Source organism: Mesorhizobium sp. LSJC280B00 (genome assembly GCF_000502835.1).
In the GTDB taxonomy this organism is placed as follows: Bacteria; Pseudomonadota; Alphaproteobacteria; order Rhizobiales; family Rhizobiaceae; genus Mesorhizobium.
Map to the genome: position 1 here is coordinate 21,929 of NZ_AYVL01000035.1, position 15,948 is coordinate 37,876.

Sequence of the window (15,948 nt, forward strand, 5' to 3'; positions counted from 1 at the left end):
TGTTGTTTACAGACCCCGAGCATATCTGATCGGTAAGCGGCGTTTCCGGATACCTTTCGGGAGTGGCCGCGATCTGTGAGGTTGCCGATCCTGTATTGGGATTGGAGATCGGCTTGGGTCTGGACTTGACCGGTGCTCGACGAGCCGCTGGCTGAGATCACCGGTCTGCTCGATATCACGGTCGATGCCATGACGGGGCGAATCTCCTGCTGCTCCGCTGACTCGACGTTGTATCAGGGGGCGCTAATTATCGGTCCTCGGGTCAAAAACCTTAGAAGGCCGACATGCTGAAACCATCGTGGAACAACGCTCGAGGAAGCCGACTTCTATCTCTTTTTCGCAGCTATGCTGATCGTATCACAACGCGGCGGGTCACACGCAAACTTGATTCGTACGGAGATTGGCTGAGAGCCCTCACCCTGACACTCCTCCCGACGAGGAAGGCTCATCACTGCAATGCCTGCGATCGCGGTGTGGCGGCTTTTTACCGTTTCGGGCGATACACGCTTATTTGCCCGCTTTGTCATGCCCTGGATCGTGAGCGGTTTTTGATTTGTGCTCTAGACCGTAAGCTTCTCGGGCTTCCGGCGGGACCGCTTAGAATTCTCCAGATTGCGCCGAGCGAGAAGGGGCTTTCTAAGAGACTATCTCAGGCGGGCAACCTCATTAAAGGCGATATCGAGCCCGGACGGTACGGCCCCGATACCGTGCAGGTTGACCTAATGAACATGAACGGCACCAGCGATCTCGATATTGTCGTCTTGTGTCATGTCATGGAGCACGTCCCTGACGATCGGCATGTTTTTCGGCAAGTTTGGTCATCCCTTAAGCCTCGAGGACAGGTCTGGATCCAAGTACCGCTTATCTATCGTCAAACGCTCGAAGCGACGCCATCCATGTCACGGAGCGAGCGCGACGAGCGCTTCGGCGGATCAGATCACGTGCGAGCCTACGGACCCGATATCAAGGAGCGTATCGAGGACGTGGGTTTTACGGTCGCTCGAATACATTCAGACCGTATACCTGCCGCCGATCGCGAGCGTCTTGGGCTTCTCCCCGATACTCTCTTTATCGCCGAACGGCCCGAGCAACACAATTCGGATTGAGAGCGCGAAGTTCCCGGCGCCATCCTTGGTGGCGATCATCGCTACTGTGGGCAAGCGCATCGCGGATCGCGTCACGCTGCACATTCCGACAGCCAATTTCCCTATTGGATCACCGATCCGAGAAGCTCTGATCGCGGCCAGCAGTTATTGTCACACCGTCACACCTGCGCTTTCACACCGGTCTGGAACTGCGCTTACCGGAGGCGATAGGTCGTGCATCCGAAGAACGCCGGTCAGGTCTGACGCGGTCCTTTGGTTTGCGCAACCAAGGTCTATGGGGATTGAGCAGCCTTGCCACTGGCGATAAAATGCGGATTGGCGAAATCCTCGTCATCGCTCTGGTTGCGCTTGCCGTAAGCAAGCGGCTCGCCATCCAGCGTGCGCGTCATGCCGCCGGCAGCGCGTAGCACCGCATCGCCCGCGGCCGTATCCCACTCCATGGTGCGGCCGAAACGTGGATACACGTCCGCCTCGGCGCCGGCGACGAGACAGAATTTCAGCGACGAGCCGACCGAGACGATCTCGGCGGCGCCAAGCGCGCGGATATAGGCGTCGGTTTCCGGCGTGTTGTGGGAGCGGCTGGCAACGACGGTCAGCGGCACCATACCGGCCCTTGCCGAAATCGGCTGGCGATCGACGATCTCGTAGTCGTCATTGATCTCGATCGTTTCCGCTTTGCCCGGCCGGCCGGAAAAGAAGCGGCCGGTGCAAGGCGCGAAGACGACGCCGATCTCGGGCACGCCATGGCGAACCAGCGCGATGTTGACAGTGAAATCGGTGCGGCGGTTGACGAACTCCTTGGTGCCGTCGAGCGGATCGATCAGGAAAAAGGCGTCGCCGAGATCCGGCGCCATGATGCCGGCAGAGGCTTCCTCCTCTGCCACGCATGGAATCTCTGGAAATGCGGCGCGCAGCCCGGCAAGGATGATCTTTTCGCTCTCGCGATCCGCCTCGGTCACTGGCGAACTGTCCGACTTTTGGTCGACCGCACAGCCGGCACGAAAGACGCGCATCACCTCGCGCCCCGCCGCCAAGGCAAGGTGCTCGAAGACGGCGAGCATCGCTTCGTCGTCAGATACCGCCGCCGCTGTCATATTGGTCTTCGGCAATGTCCCGCTCGTTCAGCCAGTGTTCCAGGGCGTCCACCATCTCCTCGGCCGATTTGCCGAGTGTCTTGAGATGGATTTCGGGCTTTTCCGGCACCTCATACGGTGAATCGACGCCGGTGAAATTCTTGATCTCGCCGTTCAACGCCCGCGCATAGAGACCCTTCGGATCGCGCCTGGCGCATTCCTCGAAGGGGGTATCAACAAACACCTCGACGAATTCGCCGTCGGCCATCAATTCGCGCGCCATGCGCCGCTCGGCGCTGAACGGCGAGATGAACGACACGATGACGATCAGCCCGGCGTCGGCCATCAGGCGTGCCACTTCGGCGACGCGGCGAATGTTTTCGACACGATCGGCGTCGGTGAAACCGAGATCGCGGTTGAGGCCGTGACGGACGTTGTCGCCATCCAGAATGTAGGTATGGCGCCCAGTGGCGAACAGCTTCTTTTCGAACAGATTGGCGATGGTCGACTTGCCCGAGCCCGAAAGCCCGGTGAACCAGAACACGGCCGGCCGCTGGTTCTTCATATCGGCGCGGGCGCGCTTGCCGACATCGAGCGACTGCCAGTGGATGTTTTCGGCGCGGCGCAGCGAATGCAGGATCATGCCGGCGCCGACCGTGGCGTTGGTGATGCGGTCGATCAGGATGAAGGCGCCGGTGGTGCGGTTTTCGGCAAACGGATCGAAGGCGATCGGCGACCGCGTCGAGATGTTGCAGATGCCGACTTCGTTCATTTCAAGCGACTTGGCCGCCTCATGGGCAAAGTCGTTGACGTTGACGCGGTATTTCAGGTCGGTGACGGTGGCGCTGGTCTGGTCGGTCTCGGTGCGCAGGATGTAGGAGCGGCCAGGCAGCAGCGCGTGTTCGTCGAACCAGACGATGTTGGCGGCGAACTGGTCGGCGACCTGCGGCCGCGCTGCCGGCGACACCAGCATATTGCCGCGCGAGACTTCCACCTCGTCGTCGAGGACAAGGGTGATGGCCTGGCCGGCGATAGCCTGCTGAAGGTCGCCGCCATGCGAGACGATGCGCTTGACACGGGAGGATTTGCCGGATTTGGCGACGACCACCTCGTCGCCCGGCGCAACCGACCCGGAGGCTATGGTGCCGGCGAAACCGCGGAAGTCGAGATTGGGACGGTTCACATATTGGACGGGAAACCGGAACGGCAATTCGACCGCGGCCTCGTCGACCGAGACGGTTTCGAGATGTTCGATCAGCGTCGGGCCGGAATACCAGTCCGTCCTGTCGGAACGGCCAGTAACGTTGTCGCCATAACGGGCCGACATCGGGATGGGCACGATCGTCTGGAAGCCGAGCTCACGTGAGAACTGTGCGTAATCCGCGACGATCCGTTCAAAAACCGCCTCGTCGAAGCCGACAAGATCGATCTTGTTGACGGCGAGCACGATGTGGCGGATGCCAAGCAGCGAGGCAATGATCGAATGCCGCCTGGTCTGACGCAGTACCCCCTGGCGGGCATCGATCAGCACGATGGCGAGATCGGCGGTCGATGCACCCGTCGCCATGTTACGCGTGTATTGTTCGTGGCCGGGCGTGTCGGCGACGATGAACTTGCGCTTTGGCGTGGCGAAGAAGCGATAGGCGACGTCGATGGTAATGCCTTGCTCGCGCTCGGCCTCGAGGCCGTCGACCAGCAGCGCGAAGTCGACGTCGTCGCCGGTGGTGCCGTGCTTGCGCGAATCGCGCTCGAGCGTGGCCAGCTGGTCCTCGAAAATCTGCTTGGTGTCGGAAAGCAGGCGCCCGATCAGCGTCGACTTGCCGTCGTCGACCGAGCCGCAGGTCAGGAAGCGCAGCAGCGACTTTCGTTCTTGCGCCGCCAGATAGTCGCGGACGCCGTCGGTCGGGGCGAGGCTCTTGGCCATGATGTGGCGCATACTCAGAAATATCCCTCGCGCTTCTTCTTTTCCATCGAGCCGGCTTCGTCGCGGTCGATCAGGCGACCTTGCCGCTCGGAGGTGCGCGCCGTGAGCATTTCGCCGACTATCGCCTCCAGAGTGTCGGCTTCCGAGTCGATCGCGCCGGTCAGCGGATAGCAGCCGAGCGTGCGGAACCGCACCATCCGGTTCTCCACTGTTTCGCCGGGCCGCAGCTGCATGCGCTCGTCATCCCTCAGGATGAGCATGCCGTCGCGCTCGACGACCGGCCGCTCCTTGGCCAAATACAGCGGCACGATGGGGATGTCTTCCTGGAGAATGTATTGCCAGATGTCGAGCTCGGTCCAGTTCGACAGTGGAAACACCCTGATCGATTCGCCGGCAGCGATGCGGGTGTTGAAAATCTTCCACATCTCCGGCCGCTGGTTCTTCGGATCCCAGACGTGCTGGGCGTTGCGGAACGAGAAGATGCGCTCCTTGGCGCGCGACTTCTCCTCGTCGCGCCGCGCGCCGCCGAAGGCAGCGTCAAACCCGTATTTGTCGAGCGCCTGCCGCAGCGCCACCGTCTTCATCACATGCGTGTGGGTGTTGGAGCCGTGGTCGAACGGATTGATGTTGTCGCGCACGCCGTCTTCATTGACATGGACCAGGAGGTCGAAACCGAGCTTTTGCTGCATCTGGTCGCGAAAGGCGATCATCTCGCGGAATTTCCAGGTCGTGTCGACATGGAGAAAGGGAAAAGGCGGCTTGGCCGGATAGAATGCCTTCATCGCCAGGTGCATGAGCACGGACGAATCCTTGCCGACCGAATAGAGCATCACCGGCTTGGCGAAAGCCGCGGCCACCTCGCGAAAAACATGGATGGATTCGGCCTCAAGCCGCTGAAGGTGCGTAAGTGCGATGTTCATGGGATTGTGAGCGTTCTTTCGTACCCATCCGCGGAAGGGGCCTGTATCGTGAACGGAGGCGACTTTCAGCCGCCCGATTCAAGCTGCACTTCTGGACAATCTATTCTCGTGCGGGCGTTCTAGCAGATCGTTCCCGCTCAGAACAATGCAAGACAAGCCTGCGGCCGAATGGTTCGGGAATGAATTTTCCATACAGCCGGCATAATCGGGAAATTTCTGCTCAGCGACCAGTTGCGCTTAGGAGGGGCAGGAAAATATTGCATGGGCTTGGGAGAACCAGAGCTGGAGGTTTTAGGGGGTTCGGCGCGGAACCTGCGAGCCGGCAAGCGGTAACTGGTTCCACCTCATTCAGGCGATGTCAGCCGTGGCGACCGGATCGCTAAGACGAAGTTCCGATGGGAACAAGCAGCTTATCGCCATTGTGGTCGATCTCGATCATCTCACTCTTGCGGCTCAAGCGTTCAGCAAATCCTTTGTGAAAGACAATGGCGTTCATATAGGCAAAGGTCATCGCCAGCGCCCCGGTTCGCAGCGGATAGTCGACGAGCGAATGAACGAGAAGAAAAGATACTGAGAGGAATGCCGCCTTCTGAAACGGGTCACGGCGAACCCTCGCCAATGCAGCGAAAAGCAGTACGAAATAGCCTACCATAAGTGAGATAGCAGTAATTCCGCCTTCGAAAGCAATTTCAAGGTATTCATTGTGGGCATGATTCACATACTCCCTGAAAATCATGCCTTCTCTTTCGTATATCTGATAAGCTTTTTGGAAATTCCCGTATCCAATACCTGTCGCCCAATTCTCCTTGATGCCCTCGATTGTGGTTCGCGCAAATTCCCCTCGCCCGAAAGCCGGGTCGAGCCCCTGTGCATCCAGCTTGGTCCAGGCGCTCATCGTGTAGATCGAAAGCCCGATAAAAATCAGGAGAACGCTGAACCCACTCACCCTCGAACGGGCTGAGAGAAAGATCACGGACAATACGGTGATCGCCAACCCAATGAGAACACCGGCGCGGGAACCGGCGGCCAAAAGCAGCAGCAAAAGCGCGATCAAGCCGAAAGATCCGGACAAGAGATGTCCGCGGAACAGACCGTAATAGACGACGAAGGGGATAGACACAAAAAGCAATGCCGAAAAATGATTCACATTGGCGAAAAGCCCGGCATTGATCGTAAAAGGCAATAGCCCGACAATAGCGACGTCGTCAGAGAGTGAATATTGAATCGCTCCCGCCAAACCGTTGCAGATCACGCCCATGAAGAGAAACGGAAGGAGCGCGCTGACCTGTTCGGCACGCAAACGCAATACGGCTAAAAAAAACGCTGCTGCAGCCAAGAGATAGAGTAGACTTTCGACCGTGCGGCCGACCCCAACGCTGATGAAGCGAAATCGGCTTTCTCCGACCCAAGGATCTCCGAGGAGCAGTTCCGGCCGCAACCCGTTGAACATGGCCGCCGGCAGTGGGATGATTTGCAAAACCGCCGACGCCACGGCGAAGACCAGCAGCCATAGAACAGGCCGGGGGATTCTTTGGCCGGGGGTTTGCGAAAAAACGGCCGCGGCCGAAAAAATTGCCGCAATCTCGATCAGAGTGTCTGTGTAAAGGCCGCTCGCAGTACCACCGCCAATCAGCAGCGATACAAACAAGACCGTGCCGAGGATATATTTATCCCATTCCGACGGCCGGTCGTTCAAGATGCAATTCTCTCAATGCTCAGTTTGTGCATTATCAACGTACCGACATACCTAAATCGCCAGCTCTCAGCAATTGCCGCAGTCTGTAGCCTTACTAACTGCAGAGGACACGAAGCGGGCCCTACCGAAAACTCGAGGCTAAGATTTTGACGATTATAGGTGCCCTCCGGAATGTTAAATCGCGCTATTTCTCCCGATGGGTCAACACATCTGATCGACCAGAACAATTCCTTTGGAAGCTTCAGGTTTCGTGCAGAGGCAATCAGGGAAATCTTATAAACGCCTAGCGGCAACGCGATGTACTGCTGGAGGGCTGCTTCCTTAACCGGCGTGTTCAAGAAGCGGACTGTCGCCCCGCCCTCACCCTCCACCGCATCCTCAGATGTTGCAAATGTAACTTCCAAGCCTGATTGATCGCGGAGTTGCCAATTGAAGGGCCTGCTGCCGGACCCGGGTTCGAAAGTGCTGTTGAAAATATACCCGCCCAATTTTCGTTCTTCGTCAGAAAGACTGAAAAGAAACAGCCGATAGGCCGGCTCATATTCTCGCTGACGGATATAGCCCGCAATCACAGAGGCCAGTTCGCTCGCTTTCGGCGGTGCGCTTGAGCCAGTCAAATCGAGCAGAAGCCGATTTGCTGAATTGAGCCCCTCGGGGGTTTTGCCAAGTGCGGCGAACAGGGTGGATCTCCAGGGAGCTTCCGCCACAATGGCTGCCAATACAGCCTTGTACCCGCCGGGGTCTGAGAGGATTGTCGGCATACCGTCGGCGACTGCTGAAAAATGATCTGGCCATCGGCGCAGCAGTATGTCGATCTCACCGACGGCCTTCGACAAATCACCTGTTTCGACATTGCGGCCGATGGATTTCTGCAATGCGAGGATCTCCGTCTTTGAAAGTTTTTGGGCGTGGTCGAAGAGCTGGTAAGCTTCGTGCTTTTCGCCTTGCCGGGTCTTAATCTCTCCGATCAAACTGTAGAGACGCGCGTCCCCCAGATTGAAACGAAGCGCGCCTTGGGCCTTGGCAAGCAACTTGTTTAGATCGGGAGCATTGTTCGTATCGTTCAGATCGGCAGTGAGTTCACTTATCAGGGCATCAACGTTCAGCCGATCGAGAGCAAGAGAAACGGCAGGCGTTTCAGTTTCAAGAAATCGACTTAGCCCGATCGAGGAAGCCGCCAACACTAGAACGCATGCGACGAACCAAACGACTGAACGCCGAAGACCTTCCATAAGCAGGCTGGCTTGCTCCATCATCGACTTTGCCCTCGATCTTTGGCGTATTCGCATCCGTGCCGTAGCTGTAGTACTGGTAGTTCATGTATTTGTAGGCGTAATTATAATCGAACTTGTTCACCGCAAACTTGGACATGGCGGCGCCGACCACGTTCGCCCCAGCAGCTTGCAGGCGCTTCAACGCGGTCTTGGCCGACTTACGTGTCACCTGATTGGTAGAGATTACCATCAATGTGCCCTCAGCAAGCCGGCTGAGAATGGGAGCATCCGAAAGGCCGACGACCGGCGGTGCATCGATGATGACCAGATCGAAGCGTTTGCCAAGATTAGTCAAAATCAGAGCCATCTTCGGTGACGAGAGCAGATCCGCGGGATTTGGGGGGATCGTGCCGGAAGTGAGAACGGTTACATTGGGATACTTTGTCGCCCTGAAAATGGCCGCCAGATCCTCTCTGCGCACTGTATTTGTCAAGAGATTGCTGAGCCCAATCGTGTTATCGAGCCCAAACAGGCGATGAAGGTTCGGCTTTCGCAGATCGCTATCGACAACGAGGACTCTTGCGCCGAGCGCGGCAAAATCTTGGCCGAGCTTGAACGAGGTAGTCGACTTGCCTTCCGAGGGCTCCGAGCTCGTAACGAGCAACGACCGCGGTGCGCCTTCCGCACCGGAGAATTGCAACGACGTCCGAAGCGAACGATAAGCTTCCGACAGCCCAGACTTCTGATCGGCGATGCTGGCTAGGAATTCCCGGTCATCGACATTCGGCAGAATGCCGAGGATCGGCAGTCCTAATTCCTTTTCGATCTGTTCCGGATTAGTGAAGGTATTATTCAACAGCTCGATGACATAGATAACGGACGCACTTAAAGCCAGAAAAAGAGCTAACGCAATGGAAACATTAATGCTCAGGCGAGGGGAATAGGGGGCCGTCGGTTGCGCAGCAAAATCGACGATTGCAGCACTTTGCGTTTTGAGTTCCGAGCTAACTCCAACCTCATTCAGCTTGGCGATAAGACTATCATATTGTGACCGGTTCGAATCCACTTCTCGCTTTAGGATCGTGTACTTGATGTTCTTGTCATTAAACACGACCTGCTGATTTTCCATCTCAGAAAGTTTAGCCTTAAGGTCAGCTTCCTTGTTCAGTGCCTCTTGGTACTTCAACCGAAGCGAATCCGTTATGGCCAGGACGCCGTTGTTATAGAGCCGCTGCAGTTCCTTGATCTGTGATTGAAGCTGCTGCATTTCCGGAAATCCGGGCTTCAGTATGCCCAGTTTCTGCTGATATTGGCTTGTTAAATCGGCTAGCTTATCGCTGAGCTTCTGCAACCCTTCGCTTTCCAACACCGGACCCAGACTTGCGCCGCGACCTTTCTCTATCTGATCCACTACCCGTCCGGCGTCGAGTCTCTCCTGGATTGCCGTCGCAAGCGCCGTGTTCAGAGCTTCGATGTTCGACCCAATCAACGATTTGTCGTCGCCAGTTACCGTAATACCGGCATCCTTTGCGTAGGCGACTAGCGCCTCTTCAGACTTTTGAAGCTTTCCCTTAACCTGCAGAACCTGCTCTTGGATAAATTGTCGCGCCAGGTCCGAGGTCTCGCTGGTCTGGTCGAGACGTTGGTCAATAAAGCTCTGCGCAACTTGGTTGGCGACGTCGCTCGCGTATTTCGGTTTCTGATCGGTAAAGGTGATCGACAACAGGCTTGTATTGGGGACCAGATTGACGCTGAGGTCATTTAAAACGCGCCCGATTGCAATCGCCTCTCGTTGTTCGGGAGTTTTCTCCTGAATGGAGGGCGATTTGGAAATTTTGAACGCGCGATAGAAAATGTTACTAATTGAAAAGTCCGACGTCGGAAACAGGAAGTCCGGCTTTTCGCCGAGACCCAATTGAAATACGACGCGCTGCGCCAACGCGCGGCTTTTGAGCTTCTCACGGGCTGTGAGAAAGGCCCGTACGTCGCTGTCTTCGGAAACCACCTCAATATCCTGGAAGACCTTAGCCGAAGGCACCAACACTTCCAATTGCGTTGTAGCTTGGTATTTTGGCGTTTGCATCATCGTGACGACCACGCCAGCGACAAGTCCCGCCGCGGTCATAATGGCAATTAGCCAACGATACTGGACGATGTAAAAGAGCAGCTTGAGCGGGCTAAAGCCCTCGCGCTGGTCGGAAGCATCGTGGCCGTAAGCGCTATAGTTTTGCGCGCCATCGTAAAACAGGTCCGCGGACAACGCTTGGCTCTGTCCGGGCCCCACAATTTGATGCTGCCTGTTGCGATCGAGCATAGCGCTAGATTATCCTAGGTTTGCCTATGTATTGGCTGAACGGAAAGCATCTATGGAACCAGTACGCCAATTCGAGCTGCACTTGACGCAACGCCGAGAGCATCTTTGAGATTGTTCATAGCGATTTTCGATTTCGAGGCGAAGACCACAACCTTGTCGCCCCCATAGATTCGGGGATTGCGGCTCTTGCCAGCACGAATCTCCTCGACATTGTAATTAGCAACCAATGTGTTTGGGCCGATATTGCGATAGACATAAACCTTTTTTGCGTCCCCAACGGTATTGAACCCTCCAGCAAGGGCGATCGCATCGATGAGAGAAGAATTGCTCGCCACCGGATAGATACCGGCCTTGTTGACTTCGCCGTCGACGGTTATGCGCTGTCCGATCGATTCCTTGACGAAGACAGTGACGTCAGGAGACTGCAGGTATTTGGCGCCATAGGCAGTCTCGATCTCTTGCTCCAACTGGCGAACGGTTTTTCCTGCCGCGGTAATGGTGCCAATAAGTGGAAGCGAAATCTGACCACCAGAGTCGACTTGAACCGTTCTGTTCAAATTGTCGACCTGAAACACATTTACATCGAGCACATCGTTTGGAGACAAAGGCTGCTCGCTGCCGTTCTGTGTATTTTGCGGCGCAGGCAGGTCCTTCACCACCCGCAGAGCGCCGCCGCCCGAAAGTGGCGCGGATGATGATGTCAATTGAAGTGCATCCACGGCAGTCGGTGAAGAGGAGGCCGTCGACGAGGTGCTCGTGCATGCCGACATCGCGAGCGACGCGACCAACACGAATAGCGCACCTACATGATTTCTTGCCAAACGAAAAACGCCCATCATGCTGTCCCGCCTTTGAACAAGCGGCCGAACCCTCCAAAGCGGCCGGTATTGCCGGCGTGTGGTTTTTTTGGACGTGTTTTTCCGACCGGTTCGATGGGCCGGTTCGCCAATATCTCACCTGGACGTTTCAACACCATATTGCGGGCCTCGTCTTCGCCACATCGCTTGGCAGCAGCGGCAACCGCTTGCGAAAGCCCAGGGCGACGGCGCGTAGCGCTATGCGTGTCCGATGCGATGATGTCCACCCTGCCCTCGTCAATCAGCTTTTCCGAATAATAAAGCGCCGTGCGCCCAAAAGCACCAACAATCGAGTCTGCGGTAAGCTGGATAAGGCAGCCGACTGCATTCAACCGCTCGATAACGTCGTAATTTGTTTTGATCCAGGTCAAACGCTCGGGATGAGTAAGGATCGGGATGAAGCCGTCATTTATCAAGCGTAGAGCAAGATCCTCCATTCGTGGAGGCAGAACATGATGCGGCGGCTCGAACAGGAAATAGCGGGACCTGTTTAAGGTCGGCACGCTGCCGGCCGCCAATTGGTCCGGAAGATCCGGCGCTATATGAACATCGGCGCCGACGTAGAGAGCAAGCGGTATGGCGGCGCGGCGCAGCGCCTGGTGCAGCTCTTGAACCGCCCGGACGATGTTCGATGTTCCGTTTTCGTATACGCCCGGCGTCACGTGCGGCGTGCACGCCATGTGGGTCGTTCCGTCGGCCACCGCCAGTCGAGCCATTTCCAGCGATTCGGCAAGACTGGGCGAGCCGTCGTCGAGGCCGGGCAAGATATGGGAATGCAGATCGATCATGTGTGTTTGTGACTGCAACGAAGCAACATAGCATCCCAAAAAAAGCATAAATGCGTCACCCGCAAGACAGCGAATGACGCATTTGTCAAGTTCATGCGGTATGATGGATGCCAGGTCCCGGCTACTGGCGGACAGAGTTGTCGTCATCATGCAGGCCGACGATCAGCGCCGCACCGCCAACTACAGCGCTGCCCGACAGAATTGGCATAAGGCCATGTCCCACGCTGCCAGCGGCAATAGCCACAGCTGATATATCAAGCGCTACACACATGCCGCCCTCCACAGGATTAACTTTGATCGTCGCTTTTGCGGAACGTCGGATCTACAACTCGCACCTACACGCAGCGAAGCGGAAGAGTGCGATTCGGTCACAATGCGAGCGCCAGGATAGATTGGCACTCCGACCCTCATCCCGGGCAGCCTCAGACACCCGGACGTCGCCTTGGGCTTGAGCGATCTAGCCAATACACCGGCTCCGACACCAGCATATCGGCTAAGGCAACTCTGCCGCCGCTAACAGACACACAGCAGAACCGCCCGCGCATCTGCTGCCGCCGCCCCGCTTGCCAGCCAAGCTTAGTCACTGACGCCGTGGTGCTTGTCCGCCGTCGCGGCCAGAACACCGGCCCCAAGAGCCATGCCGCCAAAGATCAAGAGCGGGACTCTGCTCTGGTTGTTGTTGGAATTCTGCGTTTGGGCGGTCCGCTCAGAACCCAGCACATTAAGGCAAATCTTGTTCTCAACACGGGAGATATCGAGGGTCGAATTGGCCGGCACGCTAAGCTTGCAGCCACCGACACTAACCGAAGCCGAGCCCTTGGCGCCAACCACGACACGGCTACCAAAATCCAGCGCGCTGCCCGCCTGTGCCGGGCCGTAGCCAGCCACCTGTGATATCATTACGTCGCCGTCGACACGGCCGAGCGATCCAATCGGATTGACGCCCGTATAGGCAGTTGCACAGGTGCACGAAGCATCCTGCGCGAAAGACGACACCGGGGCGAAGCCGGCCAACACAACGACTCCGGCCAACGCACTTTTCAACACTGAGTTCATCCGTATCAATCCTTCTGTCCTACGTTACCTGAGGCTCCACCCAACCGCCAAGCTAGTGGGTCAGCGCCTAACAGACTTTTGCGCCAATTCCAACCCATATAGCAAATGCGGGATAGTTTTTGGTTTCGGTGTGGTTGATATAACACACCGTTAGTGAAAGGGAATGTACCATCTTTACAGCCTCTACGGCGGGCTGCAATAGCAAGTGCCAGAAAGCCGATCCGGAGTTCCAAGTGATTGCCGATTGGCAAGTGCGGTTTTCGGATTCGAAGACTCTACAAGGCCATTCGGTTCCATTCGGTGGGACACACACGGTAATAGGTTAGGCTTCCATGCGCAGCAGCGAGTTAATTGCACAAGTTACGCGCCCTGCAAGATCCGTCCTGTCTAGGGCGGCGAGGCCCAGCTCTAGCCTCGACGCTCGAGCTTGTCCAGTCTATCCTCCTCTTGGCTATGCCGCGGCCGACGATAGCCAGCGAAGAGCGGACGACAAAGCATTCCCGCATCTTGGGTGTGGGAGAGCCGTGCGATTTCGCGCTGGAGGTTTTGTCGCCCTTATCAGTGTAGATTTTCCGCGCGTTCCGAACTAGAAAACCGCGACAAGGGACGAGGAATATATGACCGTCGGATGGCACGCTCTGCATTCGCACCGCTGTTGCGCGGTATCCAGCTTCCGAAAGTAAGGGTGATGGAGCTGAAACGAATTGGAGAATGGTAGCTCCGAAAGGCCTTGCAAAATCCAAACGGGAAGTGATGTTCCAGACCCGCATTCCAGTGAAACTGGGAGGGCAGCTTTTGCAAGCTTGGCGACAGCGGACTTTCTGTTATTTAGCTTAGAAATGGTTCTCCTTAAACGAATGTAGAAGTGAGCCTCGACATGCAGCTTAGTAATGTGAGAAAACTAGCTTTTCAGTTCGATCGGCCGGGGTGGAGGTGGGTGCTGGCCTCTTTGTTGCCTCTGTTGGCCAAATCTTCTCCTGACGGCGTCCGCCGGCTCTCGTACAATAACGGTGGTTGGGAACATCACTTCGAGGGGGCGTCATCCGTTGAGCCTACCCCGCGCTTACGCGGGTGCCATCTTCGCGAGGCGGCGAACCTGCCTGTGTGGGGCTTTCTTTATACACCGAAGCCCGGAGACACCATCGTAGATGTTGGAGCGGGACTTGGTGATGAGACTGTCTATTTTGCCAAGAAAGTGGGGTCATCAGGCCGAGTTGTCTCCATAGAAGCCCATCCCTTAATCTGTGCTTTTCTAAGGCGCACTGCTGAATTGAACGATTTTAAGCATGCTGTGGTTCTTAACGTGGCTGTTGCTGACAAAAGTCAGGTTGTTTCGATTGAGAATGATTTGACTCATCATTTGGGGAACTCGATCCTTCAGAATGGAGACGTTCCTGTACAGGGTCTGCCGTTGGACCAAATTTGTGATGAACACGCACTCAACCATATCGACTTGCTAAAAATGAATATTGAGGGAGCAGAGCGCTTGGCCATTGCAGGTATGTCGGCAACGGTGAGTCGAACAGCAGTCGTAGCAATCAGTTGTCATGATTTCAAATGGGCTAGAACTGGTAACGAGTTTTATCGGACAAAGGCCATTGTGGAAGAATTCTTTCGCGACAACGGTTTCATCATGGTACCTCGCCACAGCTCCCGAGCTGAATTGGCTGATCAAGTTAATGCATACAACCCGAACTTGATCAATATTGATGCGTTAAATCGCAATGCCTTTCAGTAGCGCAACTAAGCGCTCGCCCCGAGCGTCGAACCGTACATTGAGCCGACTTAGGGCATACATTCGCGCCGATTTTCGAATGCGAAAGATTGCACCCTCTGCTAGAGCGTTCGCGTATAATCCAATTGTACGCTTTACAGTTTTGCTCCGTTTGAACGAGTATCTTGCAAATAGGGAAGCATCTTTTCTCTTGCGAGCTCTGCCATATTTTTGGTATAGGCGACTGGCGATACGCTTGGGATTCACTGTACCACTGAACGTATTTGGGCCAGGCCTCGCAATTGTTCACTATGGGCTGTTGGTCGTTACTGACAAAGCAATTATTGGGCGGAATTGCCGTATTCACATGGGAGCCCACATTGGAGGGGCCAGCACCGGATATCCTGTGATCGGCAATAATTGTTACATAGCCCCAGGCGCAAAAATTTTTGGCGGGATCAAGATTGGCAGTTGTTGCAGAATTGGAGCCAACGCAGTGGTGAACAAATCATTTCCATCGAACGTCACAATCGTAGGAGTGCCCGCAAAAATCTCTTCTGGGGCTGGGAACGTCATGGACCAAGCGGGTGTCTAATAGGTCCTGTCGAGGCGCGGCGGCCTAATATCACGCGAAGTGAGAACAGTTCAGACCTGTTGAAAGTGCCCGAACTAGGGTGACCACGCCACCGTTGCAGTGGGTTCTCCCGCGCGAGCTCTGGGTCAGCGGGACCGGGGCCACGATCTGCGTTGAAGAGCGGATTGTAGCCGCTATAGGCCTATAGGCGCCCGCCTGCAGAATGCGCCAAAGCTTCAGATGGCGCTCGGGATATTCCTGCCGCCGATCGCGCGAGGCATAGTAAAGTGCCGCCGGCGGCGATTGCCCGCCGAATGGCCGGTCATCCCTCAGATAGGTCCAGATGCGGCCCGTGTCGGTCTTGCCGCGGGCTAAAATGGGCACTGTGGTGTCGTCTCCATGAAACCGCTCGGCGGCAAGCACATGCGTCTCGATTAGCGCATGCACCAGCTTCAGCGCCGCGGCACAAGCTCCGACCTGGTCGGCCAGTGTCGAGAGGATGAGGTCCCTCACGGACATAACGTTCGCTTTGCCGGTTCAGCGGCTGGGGCTGGCCGAACTTCTCGAACAGGATCATCGCCAAAAGGTTTGGTTCGGCAACGGCTTTGCGGTGGTCATCGACAGTTCGCCGGTAAGTCGTAAGCGCCAAGCTGACCCCATCTGGCGCGGCTTGAGGTGATGAGCGAGACATACTGACACTGAAGCAAGGAGC

The 15,948-nt window shown here is 56.3% G+C and carries 12 protein-coding genes and 1 pseudogene; 2 read left to right on the plus strand and 11 right to left on the minus strand.

Annotation, left to right across the window (positions count from 1 at the left end; genetic code table 11):
• Nucleotides 1-284 precede the first annotated feature (284 nt).
• On the plus strand, nucleotides 285-1,106 hold the full coding sequence (locus tag X773_RS76830; protein WP_156937459.1) for a methyltransferase domain-containing protein: 822 nt from the start codon (nucleotides 285-287) through the stop codon (nucleotides 1,104-1,106).
• 272 nt (nucleotides 1,107-1,378) lie between these two features.
• On the opposite strand, the gene cysQ is transcribed toward X773_RS76830, so the two are convergent.
• The 10 genes from cysQ to X773_RS69445 form a co-directional block, all read right to left on the minus strand.
• Nucleotides 1,379-2,167, minus strand: coding sequence for a 3'(2'),5'-bisphosphate nucleotidase CysQ (gene cysQ, locus X773_RS69405; protein WP_031212832.1), 789 nt, complete (start codon nucleotides 2,165-2,167; stop codon nucleotides 1,379-1,381).
• A gap of 10 nt (nucleotides 2,168-2,177) precedes the next feature.
• Nucleotides 2,178-4,115 (minus strand): sulfate adenylyltransferase subunit CysN, encoded by a 1,938-nt coding sequence (gene cysN / locus X773_RS69410; protein ID WP_023679956.1) that lies wholly within the window; start codon nucleotides 4,113-4,115, stop codon nucleotides 2,178-2,180.
• Between the two features lie 2 nt (nucleotides 4,116-4,117).
• Complete coding sequence (gene cysD / locus X773_RS69415) at nucleotides 4,118-5,023, minus strand: sulfate adenylyltransferase subunit CysD (RefSeq protein ID WP_023679957.1); 906 nt, start codon at nucleotides 5,021-5,023, stop codon at nucleotides 4,118-4,120.
• Nucleotides 5,024-5,402: 379 nt separating this feature from the next.
• Entirely contained in the window at nucleotides 5,403-6,719 is a 1,317-nt protein-coding gene (locus tag X773_RS69420; RefSeq protein WP_023679958.1) for an O-antigen ligase family protein, read from the minus strand.
• Nucleotides 6,716-7,903 (minus strand): hypothetical protein, encoded by a 1,188-nt coding sequence (locus X773_RS69425; protein ID WP_245274830.1) that lies wholly within the window; start codon nucleotides 7,901-7,903, stop codon nucleotides 6,716-6,718. Before X773_RS69425 ends, X773_RS69420 begins: the two co-directional genes overlap by 4 nt.
• A complete protein-coding gene (locus X773_RS69430; RefSeq protein WP_023679960.1) occupies nucleotides 7,863-10,247 on the minus strand; it encodes a polysaccharide biosynthesis tyrosine autokinase in 2,385 nt (794 codons plus the stop codon). The genes X773_RS69425 and X773_RS69430 overlap by 41 nt, the downstream gene beginning before the upstream one ends.
• Before the next feature lie 50 nt (nucleotides 10,248-10,297).
• The gene (locus X773_RS69435) at nucleotides 10,298-11,086 is read right to left on the minus strand and encodes a polysaccharide biosynthesis/export family protein (RefSeq protein WP_245274829.1); all 789 of its coding nucleotides are present in this window, start codon (nucleotides 11,084-11,086) and stop codon (nucleotides 10,298-10,300) included.
• Complete coding sequence (locus X773_RS69440; RefSeq protein ID WP_023679962.1) at nucleotides 11,083-11,892, minus strand: CpsB/CapC family capsule biosynthesis tyrosine phosphatase; 810 nt, start codon at nucleotides 11,890-11,892, stop codon at nucleotides 11,083-11,085. The genes X773_RS69435 and X773_RS69440 overlap by 4 nt, the downstream gene beginning before the upstream one ends.
• A 121-nt stretch (nucleotides 11,893-12,013) precedes the next feature.
• Nucleotides 12,014-12,163, minus strand: a complete 150-nt coding sequence (locus X773_RS76835) for a hypothetical protein (RefSeq protein ID WP_156937460.1) — start codon at nucleotides 12,161-12,163, stop codon at nucleotides 12,014-12,016.
• A gap of 305 nt (nucleotides 12,164-12,468) precedes the next feature.
• Nucleotides 12,469-12,948, minus strand: a complete 480-nt coding sequence (locus X773_RS69445) for a hypothetical protein (RefSeq protein ID WP_031212836.1) — start codon at nucleotides 12,946-12,948, stop codon at nucleotides 12,469-12,471.
• 865 nt (nucleotides 12,949-13,813) lie between these two features.
• On the opposite strand from X773_RS69445, the gene X773_RS75460 reads away from it, so the two are divergent.
• Entirely contained in the window at nucleotides 13,814-14,686 is an 873-nt protein-coding gene (locus X773_RS75460; protein WP_084641706.1) for an FkbM family methyltransferase, read from the plus strand.
• Between the two features lie 707 nt (nucleotides 14,687-15,393).
• Here the strand turns inward: X773_RS75460 and X773_RS69455 are convergent.
• Nucleotides 15,394-15,834 (minus strand): annotated as a pseudogene (locus X773_RS69455) (transposase); the annotation flags it as partial.
• Nucleotides 15,835-15,948 lie beyond the last annotated feature (114 nt).

Excerpts from the sequence above, each read along its gene's own strand:
- X773_RS69445 (WP_031212836.1), bottom strand. The coding sequence starts at position 12,948 with ATGAACTCAGTGTTGAAAAGTGCGTTGGCCGGAGTCGTTGTGTTGGCC.
- X773_RS69435 (WP_245274829.1), bottom strand. The coding sequence starts at position 11,086 with ATGATGGGCGTTTTTCGTTTGGCAAGAAATCATGTAGGTGCGCTATTC.
- cysD (WP_023679957.1), bottom strand. The coding sequence starts at position 5,023 with ATGAACATCGCACTTACGCACCTTCAGCGGCTTGAGGCCGAATCCATC.
- X773_RS69440 (WP_023679962.1), bottom strand. The coding sequence starts at position 11,892 with ATGATCGATCTGCATTCCCATATCTTGCCCGGCCTCGACGACGGCTCG.
- cysN (WP_023679956.1), bottom strand. The coding sequence starts at position 4,115 with ATGCGCCACATCATGGCCAAGAGCCTCGCCCCGACCGACGGCGTCCGC.
- X773_RS69430 (WP_023679960.1), bottom strand. The coding sequence starts at position 10,247 with ATGCTCGATCGCAACAGGCAGCATCAAATTGTGGGGCCCGGACAGAGC.
- X773_RS76830 (WP_156937459.1), top strand. The coding sequence starts at position 285 with ATGCTGAAACCATCGTGGAACAACGCTCGAGGAAGCCGACTTCTATCT.
- cysQ (WP_031212832.1), bottom strand. The coding sequence starts at position 2,167 with ATGCTCGCCGTCTTCGAGCACCTTGCCTTGGCGGCGGGGCGCGAGGTG.
- X773_RS76835 (WP_156937460.1), bottom strand. The coding sequence starts at position 12,163 with ATGTGTGTAGCGCTTGATATATCAGCTGTGGCTATTGCCGCTGGCAGC.